Here is a 10371-nt window from a genome sequence, read left to right on the forward strand (position 1 = left end):
GTGTATGATGGGTGCTGAAGAACACGGTAACTGCTGGTGTGACAAAGAAATATTCCCTAATGAAATCTTTGAATTAGTTCCCCCAGAAAGCAGAAGAAAACATTGTATTTGTAAAACTTGTTTAAATAAATATAGGGAAGAACTGACATTCAGGAAAAGTTTGAATGAACAAAATAGAGAAAGAGAATAGTAAAACGTTTGAAGACTAAGTTAATCCTAACATTATCATCATAATTGACAAAAAACAGGTACCGCTTACAAAAGTAAGGGTACCTATTTTCTGGTCACGCTCTCGTTTTTAAAACATTAAGAATTCGTTTATGTTCTTTTTCATCAAAGTTATAGAAGTAGATGGCCGCAAGTTCAATGATTACAAATACGGCAGGAATTGCGGTCATGGTCATTAAAATCCCGTTTAATGCTTCTGGCGTTTGAGCCTGATTGGCCACATAACCGAAGTTGGCCAAAATCAACCCTGGAACAATTCCTCCGATTGCCATACCGAACTTGAAAAAGAAGCCAATTAATGCATAGATGACGCCGCTTGCACGTTTACCCGTCTTATACTCGCCATAATCAATGGTTTCAGGAACCAATGCCCATGTAAAGGCACCTGCCATGATGGTACCGAGTGCCGCAATAAAACGTCCTGCAAATACAAGTGGAACCATGGTTGGCGGAATAATGAATAGGGCCAATAAACCGAGTGCCTTTAAAGATAGAGAGGTAAATAATAGTTTTTTCTTCCCCATCCATTTATAAATCAATGGCATTAATGGCATCGCGATGAAAGCAGGAAGCGTTCCCATTAAACCATACCATTTTACTAATTCCGGTTTTGCAACATTATAAGTGACATAATAAATACCAACAGAGTTCACAATGGAGTTTACCCCAAAGTTAAGAATAAAGAAAAAGCATACGATTACTAGTGGACGATTTGTTTTTAATTGAACCCAGATATCTTTAAAGTTAATTTCTGCTTCTTTTGAATAATTAAGCTGAACGCGTTCTTTTGTATTATAGAAGCTGTACATTAACAAAAGCGCTCCCAAAATTCCCATCATTGACATGGTAATTTGCCATCCAGAGCCTGTACCGCCAGTCATGTTTGTGAAGATTCCAGCTAAAAGCGGTACACCGAAAGAAACCGCCACACCGCCAATATTTGCGAACATGATCCGGACTGAAGTCAAGCTGACAATTTCTTTGTTATCTTGAGTAATGACTGAAGTAAGTGCTGTATAAGGAATGTTTACCACTGAATACGTAATCGATAATAAAATATAGGTAGCATACGCATAAACGAGTTTCATAGGATCAGAAAATCCTGGAGTGGTAAAACAGAGAATCGCTACACCCGCGAATGGAAATGCACCGTATAAAAGATAGGGACGATATCTTCCGTATTTCGACTTGGTTTTATCTACTACCGCTCCTATAAATGGATCTAGAACCGCATCAATCAATCGAACAATCAGGAACATTAATCCAGCGGCTGCAGCCGTGATTCCAAAAACGTCTGTATAGAAAAATAATAGATATGTACTTACGGTTTGATAAATGAAGTTACAGGCTAAATCCCCCGTCGCATAGCCGACCTTTTCTTTCATTCTAATTTTATCTGATAAAACGACTATTTTTTTCTCAGCAAGGTTCGTATTCATTATAATCCTCCCTTTTTTCAATCAATTATATATAGATAAAATGTAGTGGGAACTCAAAGAATATTAATCTTTATTTACCGGACCAACAAAGTGTTGAAAAAGAATGTTTCACCTCCTTTCTCTTTTCATTTAGTTAAAATTCTTATCGACTGCTTTCCAAATGTTATCGCTTTCAGTAACTACCGACAAGGGGCATGGTTGATTATGAAATAAAAATAACCATCCCCAAATGATCTTTTCTTGTCTCTACATGATCATAGCCTTGCTAATCAAATCCTTAGCATCTGAACTTGTCCCAACGAATAGGTCATATTCCATATGTTCAAATTCCATTGACCCCGTTTCCTCGTTATACCAGCAAAGCTCTTCTTTATTGCAAGTAATCCGTATACGCTCTGTTTGTCCCGGCATTAGTTTTGTCCGTTTAAAACCCCGTAATATCTTAACTGGACGATCGACAGAAGAATTCCTAAAGCCTACATACAGTTGAATCACTTCTTCCCCATAACGATTCCCAGTGTTCGTTACATCACACTCTATCATGAATTGTGTGTCATCCTGGTCCACTTCAAGATGTTCAACCTTAAACGTTGTATAAGACAATCCATAACCGAAAGGATATCTTGGTTCAATTCCTTCTTTCTCTAGTTTCGTATAACCATGATAGTAATCATAATATTGAGAGTCCGTATCCCAGGTAATCTTAGGCAAGTCGGATTCCCTTTTCGGTACAACATATGGAATCTTACCGCTTGGATTGATATCCCCAAAGAGAATCTCGGCAATGGCTGTACCGCCTTCCATGCCCGGATAATAGGCCATCACAATCGCATCAACGGAGTCTTCCCATTCTTCCACCATCATCATACTGCCGCCGATCAGAACCACTGCTGTGTTCTTATTCACTGGGCCCACTTGTTTAATCAATTCAATATCTTTTGCATGAAGCCCCAATCCAGATACTCGGTCACCCCCAACCGCACCTGTATAGACATCATTTTTATCTTCAGCAACAAATTCACCTTCATCATGGTAGTCATAACCGACAACAAAGATGACGGCATCCGCTTTTTCCGCTAGGCGCTTACAATGATTTAAATCATTGCCGTCATAATAGGTCACTTCTGAATGGTTCGCCACATCGACGATCCCTTTAATCGGTGTGACAACATAAGCTGGATGCACTTCGCTCGAACCTCTGTCACCGATACATTCTTTTTGAGCTAATTTCCCGATAACGACGACTTTTTTCGTCTTCTTTTTATCGAACGGTAAGACGTTGGAATTATTTTTTAACAGGGTAATTCCTTCTCGTGCAGATTGCAGTGCCAGCTGAATATGTTCCCGGTTCCCTAGACAATCCGTTTCTACTATTCCTTTAGACACTTCAAATGCAAGTATGGTTCTAATAATTCGAAGGGCAGCTTCATCGATTTTACTCATGGGTACGCTTCCATTATTCACGGCATCAACCAAAGCCTCACCATAAAATTTTGTACAGCACATTTCCATATCCTGTCCGCCATTGGCTGCTTCTACCGTGTCTTTCACACCCCAGACAAAGTCGCTCATGACGAAACCGTCAAAGCCCCACTCTGTCTTCAGAACCTGATTGATTAAGTAGTCATGGTGACCGCAGTATGTCCCTTTGTATTTATTATAGGAAGTCATAAAACTGGCAGCCCCGTTATCGATACATTTTTTGAAATGGGGCAAGAATACCTCTCGCTCCGTTCTTTTCGTACAATCAATATTGACTTTAAATCGGGAATTTTCCATTTGATTGAAAGCATAATGCTTTATACAAGCCATCACGCCTTCATCCTGTACACCTCGAGTTAAGGCTCCGCCCATTTCCCCTAGATGGAAGGATTCTTCACCATACGTTTCCTGACCTCTTCCCCATCCAGGATGATAGAGCAGATTAATACATACCCCTGCGAATAAATTGCCGCCATATGCTAAAACTTCCTGTCCTATGGCATGTCCAATTTTTTCTTCCAACTCTGTATCAAAGGATGCACCTCTTAGCATCGATACAGGGAAGCAAGTACTTTTCCCTGTTCCACAGACAACTCCTCTAGGTCCATCACAAAACAACATCGGGGGGACATCGTAGTCAGGTAATCCGCCTGCAGGATACGGAACATAATTGTAGTGGTACTCCGATTGTTTTTTTATGGCTTCACGAACTTCTCTAAAAGAGATTTTACCACTCATCAGCCAGACCTTTTCCTCGAGAGATAACTGATCAACAATCTTTTGAGCCTTTTCAGAATAAGTTAATCTCGTCGTTGTGTTAGTTGACATCATTCTCCTCCTTCAAGATATTCGACAGCAGGTTCATCGCTTCTTTATGTCTGAAACTTAGGTAACCTTGAATTTCAGGATCTTTTTCTACCGGCACATCTTTCTTCCGATATTCGCTGGGTGTAATCCCCTCTCTTTGTTGAAAGATACGATAAAAAGTACTCTCTGAGCCGAAGCCACAGGTATCCGTGATATATCCGATGCTTTTATTCGAATACTTCAACAGCTGTTTAGCCTTATCGATCCTCATATTATCGATTAGTTTTTTAGCAGAAAGTCCGATGTTTTCCTTTAGATAGCGATAGACTGTCTTCTTACTAAATCCAAGATCCGTACAAAGCTGCTCCAAAATCTGATCACTATGAATATTTTTTTCGATATACTCCACAATCTCCATCAAGATTTTTGAATCATTTGACACTGTTTTAGATTGATAGTTCATATCATAAATCACATAATCAAAAAGATCGGCTATCAGTTGAAATACGAGTGCTCTAATTCGATGGTAGTTCGTACGTTCATTCTGAAGAAACAACTTCGTCAGCTTTGCAGCTAATTTGACAAAATGATGATCATCCACCTGTACCGGTACTTCTGATTCGGTGCTATTCAGATAGAAATGATAGGTCACATCGTTTTGGGATTCATTTTGAAACAAGCTGGGGGCTAACTGGATAATCATACAAATGTTTTCTTCATCCGTACGCTTAATGGAATGCACCGTTTTCGTATTAATCAAAAGAATATCATCTGTTTTAAGCAAAACCGGTTTAGGATTGGTAAAAACCATCAATGACCCTTTTAAAACAATGATGATTTCATACTCATAATGCCAATGAAAACTTGAGTTATCAATTGCAGTGATGAAGGCATTCACATGATGCTGTTTCTTGAATTCAATTTGTTCAAAGTTATATAAGCTCATATTTCGATCCTTTGATTCATATCTGAACCAGATATGAAAATGTGATAGATGATTGATAGTTACATTATAATATTGGGTTTTTGGAGGTTTCTTTCAATTTTGACTTTGTACTCTTGCAATTTTGGACATTTTGAAATTTTGAAAAATTCAAAATAAATTGTAGGCGTATCGGATGAGGTAACCGCTTAAAGATAGAATGAATATCCGTATTATTTTAAAATCAATTGGCCATTTTTCCATCTATTCTACCGAAAAAATTAAAAAACCGCACTAGTGAAAAATTCACTGTGCGGCTGAATATCCTATTTTTGTATGTTTGGCAGTAGTGCGTGGGAATAGAACCCAGTAGATGCATGACCTTATTAACATCAAGATCGATAAGCAAACTAGGCTCTACCGAAATTTAAGAACAACATTTAGTACTCACTTCCAATATGCCGATTGAGAAATTGTATCATTTCTTTATAGGCAGTACTTTTATTTTTAAGTTTTCCGAATTTATGGCCTTCATCTTCAAACCGAATAAATTCAACTTGATGATTTCGTTCCTTTAATTTATTCACCATTTGCTCGGATTCTGTGATCGCGACACGGGGATCATTTTCCCCATGGAGAACCATTAGCGGAGAAGTGATTTTATCTGCATGATTCAATGGATCAATTCTATCAAAAAATTTTCCGTCTCTTTCTATTGTTCCATATTCTGCCTCCCTTTGCTTCCTACGCCAGGGGCTTGTTGTTTCGAGGAAAGTCCTAAGACTTGACATTCCTACAATATCAATAGCGGCAGACCAATACTTTGGAAAATGGCTAATGGCAGCAAGAACCATAAACCCACCATAGCTGCCTCCCATAATGGCAATCTTTTCAACATCTATGTTCCTATTTGTCTTTAGCCATTCTACTAAATAAACAAGATCCGTGACAGCATCTATTCTTTTTTGGACATCATCAAGATGGGTGTACGTTTTTCCATAGCCCGTACTGCCCCGAATGTTTGGTGCACAAATAGCATAACCCTGATTTAATAAGTATTGCTGGATTGAGTTATAAACAGCACGGCTTTGGCTCTCAGGTCCCCCGTGAATATAAAGGACAACAGGCAGTTTTTTAGTGATGTTTTTCGGTTCGTAGTAAAATGCTGGAATCTGAAGGTTATCAAAAGAGCGGAAAGTTATGATTTCAGGTTCAATCAATTTATCCTTCAAAGCTGGTGATCGGGATACATAGGTAAGCCTCTCAGCTTGTATGGTTTGGAGATCAAGTTCCCAAATGTCAGGTGGATAGGCTGGCCCATTAAATTCATATGCCAGTTTTTGATTATCAGGGGAAAATTTCATTTTTGATATGACACCAAGTGGTGTTTTCCATGTATATAGATTGCTTGTGTTTAAGTCTAAAATAATCCCTTTGGAAATTCCCCCCACATTTATCGTAAAGGCAAGCTTATCTTTATCATGACTCATTTCTAGATTTTCGAAATCCCACTCTCCAAGCTCCATCCAATCGAAATGTTTTGTTTTTATGTTAATAAGTGCAAGCCCAAAGAATTCTCTTTCTTTATTGGATAATAAATAGAGATGAGTTCCATCCTTATTAAAATGAACATTCTTAAAGCTTGCTTCCCCTGAATGTTTTGTTAACCAGTTCACCCTACCAGTTGAAAGGTCAAGTATACCTAAATCATTATCAAGAGATGTATTTGTATTTGTTTTCTCAATTAATAGAGAATTTCCTTCTGGAGCCCATTTAAGGCATGAAAATAGGCCATTATCCGAATAAACAAGACGGATTTCAAGTGTTTCCAGATTTTGAATGTATATATCTAAATAGGCTGATTGCCGGCGATTACTTGACCAAGCAATCCATTTTCCATCTGGAGAGCTTCCGCCATAAAGATGCATATGTTCTGGTGAGTTTGTCAGATCTATTAGTTTATTATCTTTCTTTAGTAAGTATAATTGCTCATTTTCATTTCCCTTCATATCCATCCCAATAATTAAATTAGATGTACCGTTCACATACTTAATAAGGGTTATTCTATCCTGTGTAAAAGAGACTTGGGCAGGCCAGGCTTCACCACGATCGAGCTCCCATACTTGAGGGACTCCAGTATAATCAGCAATAAAGCGTAACTTGTTACCAACAGGAGCGTATACTGGATTTTTCGCAGTACGAACATGTAAATATGGGTCTAAACTTACGACATCCATAAAATCTCCCCTCCCTGAATGAAATCAAAAACGTTCTTTTCAATTAAGAAAGAGCCGTTGAAAAATCAAATGAAATAAAACGGAATAAAACTCTCCAATCCATTTTATTTAATCGAAGGGGAATTATGCTATTTGTTGACTCTGTTATATGAAGTGCATTTTAACTAACATAGTCATCCTGCTTTTTATTTTATTTTTCGGACAGCTTTAAAAAATCTAAGAGCTTTTCCATCCAACGAATATTATGTTCTGATTGACTAAATGCATGTTCACTAATAAATTCAACCGCCCTCTGTTGTTTTTCATCAAGCAATTCATTTCGTACTTTGAATTCTTCATTATTTTTAGCCTCTTTATATTCAGCCCACCGATTCTTTTCTTGTTTTAAAGTATCCTCAAGGAATATAGCTGCCTTCACTGGATCAACGAATTTTAACAGATAAATGGATATGTACAAATCTTGTATCTTTGAGACTTTTTTAAAGCTATTATAAATATCTTGCTCAAGAAAGCGTCTTCCTTCTTTAGTTATCCCGTACAGGGTTTTATTGGGGCGATTGACGATCTGAATTGTTTCGACTGGTTCAATTAGTCCTTTTTTCTGTAGCGCCTCAAAATTATAGTAAAATTTTCCTTCACTTATTTTTATGGGAATTACATCTAGTAATGCTTTCTTTAATTGATAGGGGTTGCTATTTTCATTAGCCAAACTCCCGAGTATAAATAACGAAAGAGACATTGGAAAACCTCCTTACTGATAATTAATCCTTTAAATTTTATCATATGAGTAATCATCCTACCTCCATTTGTCATCATTCTCAGCAGCTGAGTCGTTTGCTTTGCTTTAACCCTTTCGCTTCTGAAAGCGTTTTTCGCAAGAGTAATAAAGCCCATTTATATTATTTGGCAGCAGAACAGAAATAAAATTCTTTAGTACAATCTACTCTATAAAAATTGCTCTGATTAGAGTAAATTGAAATTGGTAAAAGACATGAAGTAATACATAATTAGCACTTAACCACTATAGTTACTTTGTGTAAATTATGAATAGGAGGAAGAATATTATGAATAAAGAAGTCATTCCAATGAATGAAATCACAAATTTCCAATCCCGGACCGAAGAGTTTTTTCCTATTAATTGGTACAAAGAAATGCTTCACAAGCATCCAATTTATTATCATGAAAAAACAAATACATGGAATGTTTTTAAATATGAAGATGTTAAACAGGTGTTAAGTAACTACGAATACTTTTCAAGTGAAGGTCCACGAACCACAATTTTTGTTGGAGCTAAAGACAAACAAGAAAAAACCTCACCTATTATGAATATTACACTCTTGGATCCACCTCAGCACCGGAAAGCACGCTCTTTGTTAGCAGCTGCTTTCACTCCCCGCAGTTTAAAAAACTGGGAGCCGCGTATTCAACAAATTGCAACCGATCTTGTGGAAGCCATACAAGAAAACTCTACTATTAATATTGTTGAAGCCTTGGCTTCTCCTTTGCCTAGTCTGGTGATAACAGATTTATTTGGGGTACCGGTACAAGATAGGGGTCAGTTCAAAAAATGGGTTGATATTCTTTTCCAACCTTATGACAAAGAAAGAATAGAAGATATTGAGGTGGAGAAACAAAATGCTGCCAAAGAATATTTCCAATATCTTTACCCGATTGTCGTTCAAAAACGATCGAACCTCGCGGATGATATTATCTCTGACTTAATCCAAGCTGAAGTAGATGGAGAAAGGTTTTCGGATGAGCAGATTGTACAGACCACCATGTTGCTTTTAGGTGCAGGGGTTGAAACCACAAGTCATGCGATTGCCAATACTTTCTATTCGTTGCTCTATGACGACCCGTCATTATATAGAGAACTAAAAGACCATATTGAATTAGTGCCAAACGCAGTCGAGGAGATGCTCAGATATCGTTTTCATATGTCAAGAAGAGATCGTACTGTTAAACATGACAACAATTTATTAGGCACTGAGTTAAAAAAAGGAGATGTTGTCATTGCGTGGATGAGTGCATGTAATATGGATGAAAATATGTTTGACGACCCATTCTCTTTAAATATTCATCGTCCAAATAATAAAAGACATTTGACCTTCGGAAATGGTCCACATATCTGTTTAGGTGCTCCTCTTGCACGATTAGAAATGAAAATTGCTCTGGAAGCAGTCTTACAAAAGTTTTCACGCATCGAACCGGTAGAAGGGTTTCAATTAGAAGAAAATTTAACTGCTTCTGCTACGGGACAGTCCTTAACTTTTTTACCGATGAAGGTCTATAAGTAAAAATTAATCAGTCATTTGAAATATGTTATTTCAATTTGGGAACGTCAGGTTACTTCTGTTGTTCTCTTTTTTTCTTTGCTAAACTACTAACCTTTATTTTAGGTGCAAGACCTCACAAACATATTAGCAAATCCCTAATGACATGATTGATGAAATTGAAGGAGTGAATAATTAGCCCTCGACTCCGAGTAGAAATAACGCCCGTTTGCCATCTCACTCAAACCGCTACGGTACTCGGCGTGCGGATTTCCTGCACCGGGCTCTTCAGTAATTGCTTTACAGTATTGCGCGAGAAAGTGCTCTCTGAGCCGAAGTCACATTCTTTCCACAAGGTCGTTTGTTGCACCATTACCCCACGATTATTTTTATTTACACTGTTAATATAATGTAAAATAAGCAAAAAAAAGCAGCCATTTCCCTCTATAAAGAGAAATAACTACTTTGGTGGTCCATTCTTCGCTAAGCTGTTTTCAGCATCTTTTCTCAACGAAATGTTAATAACACCGATAAAAAAACGCCACCTACAGCAAATTAGGATATTGTCTCCTTTTCAATGAATAGTTTTTCGTTTATCTTTCTTAAGATTGAACCTTTTTTGGGCAAATTTAATATCTTCCTCAATTTGATGCTTTAATTGTTCAATAGAATCAAATTTTTGCTCACCTCTAATTCTAAATAAAGGTTGACATTCAACAAATTCTCCATATATTTCTCCGGAAAAATCTAGAATATGAACTTCAATTGTCTTTTCCAACGAATTAAATGTAGGTTTAATCCCAACATTCATTAACCCGAAGAATATTTCTTCTTTATAATTGAGAGTTACACCATATACCCCTTTCTCCAATAAATCGGGATTTGCAAGAATATTAGCTGTAGGAAAACCAAGCTCTCTTCCTTTTTTCCTTCCATGAATTACCTTTCCTCGAATATTAAATTCTTTTTGGCGAAAATTAATT

General features: G+C 37.3%; 8 protein-coding genes. 2 read left to right on the plus strand and 6 right to left on the minus strand.

Annotated elements, in window-relative coordinates; genetic code table 11:
* On the plus strand, positions 1 to 190 hold a 190-nt coding region (locus V7266_RS29045; RefSeq protein WP_335472688.1), incomplete at its 5' end, for a cysteine-rich CWC family protein.
* Between the two features lie 94 nt (positions 191 to 284).
* Here the strand turns inward: V7266_RS29045 and V7266_RS29050 are convergent.
* The 5 genes from V7266_RS29050 to V7266_RS29070 all read right to left on the minus strand — a co-directional run bounded on the left by V7266_RS29050 (position 285) and on the right by V7266_RS29070 (position 7854).
* Positions 285 to 1667, minus strand: coding sequence for an MFS transporter (locus V7266_RS29050; RefSeq protein WP_335472689.1), 1383 nt, complete (start codon positions 1665 to 1667; stop codon positions 285 to 287).
* A gap of 246 nt (positions 1668 to 1913) precedes the next feature.
* Positions 1914 to 3977 carry a beta-glucosidase gene (locus V7266_RS29055; RefSeq protein ID WP_335472690.1) on the minus strand — a complete coding sequence of 688 codons (2064 nt, stop codon included), beginning with the start codon at positions 3975 to 3977 and terminating at the stop codon, positions 1914 to 1916.
* Positions 3967 to 4902 carry an AraC family transcriptional regulator gene (locus V7266_RS29060; protein ID WP_335472691.1) on the minus strand — a complete coding sequence of 312 codons (936 nt, stop codon included), beginning with the start codon at positions 4900 to 4902 and terminating at the stop codon, positions 3967 to 3969. Before V7266_RS29060 ends, V7266_RS29055 begins: the two co-directional genes overlap by 11 nt.
* Before the next feature lie 416 nt (positions 4903 to 5318).
* A complete protein-coding gene (locus V7266_RS29065; protein WP_335472692.1) occupies positions 5319 to 7115 on the minus strand; it encodes a S9 family peptidase in 1797 nt (598 codons plus the stop codon).
* Positions 7116 to 7305: 190 nt separating this feature from the next.
* Positions 7306 to 7854 carry a PadR family transcriptional regulator gene (locus V7266_RS29070; RefSeq protein WP_335472693.1) on the minus strand — a complete coding sequence of 183 codons (549 nt, stop codon included), beginning with the start codon at positions 7852 to 7854 and terminating at the stop codon, positions 7306 to 7308.
* Between the two features lie 325 nt (positions 7855 to 8179).
* On the opposite strand from V7266_RS29070, the gene V7266_RS29075 reads away from it, so the two are divergent.
* A complete protein-coding gene (locus V7266_RS29075) occupies positions 8180 to 9412 on the plus strand; it encodes a cytochrome P450 (RefSeq protein WP_335472694.1) in 1233 nt (410 codons plus the stop codon).
* Between the two features lie 550 nt (positions 9413 to 9962).
* On the opposite strand, the gene V7266_RS29080 is transcribed toward V7266_RS29075, so the two are convergent.
* On the minus strand, positions 9963 to 10371 hold a 409-nt coding region (locus V7266_RS29080), incomplete at its 5' end, for a riboflavin kinase (RefSeq protein WP_335472695.1).

It is taken from the genome of Neobacillus drentensis (assembly GCF_036965645.1).
Taxonomy (GTDB): Bacteria; Bacillota; Bacilli; order Bacillales; family Cytobacillaceae; genus Neobacillus; species Neobacillus drentensis_D.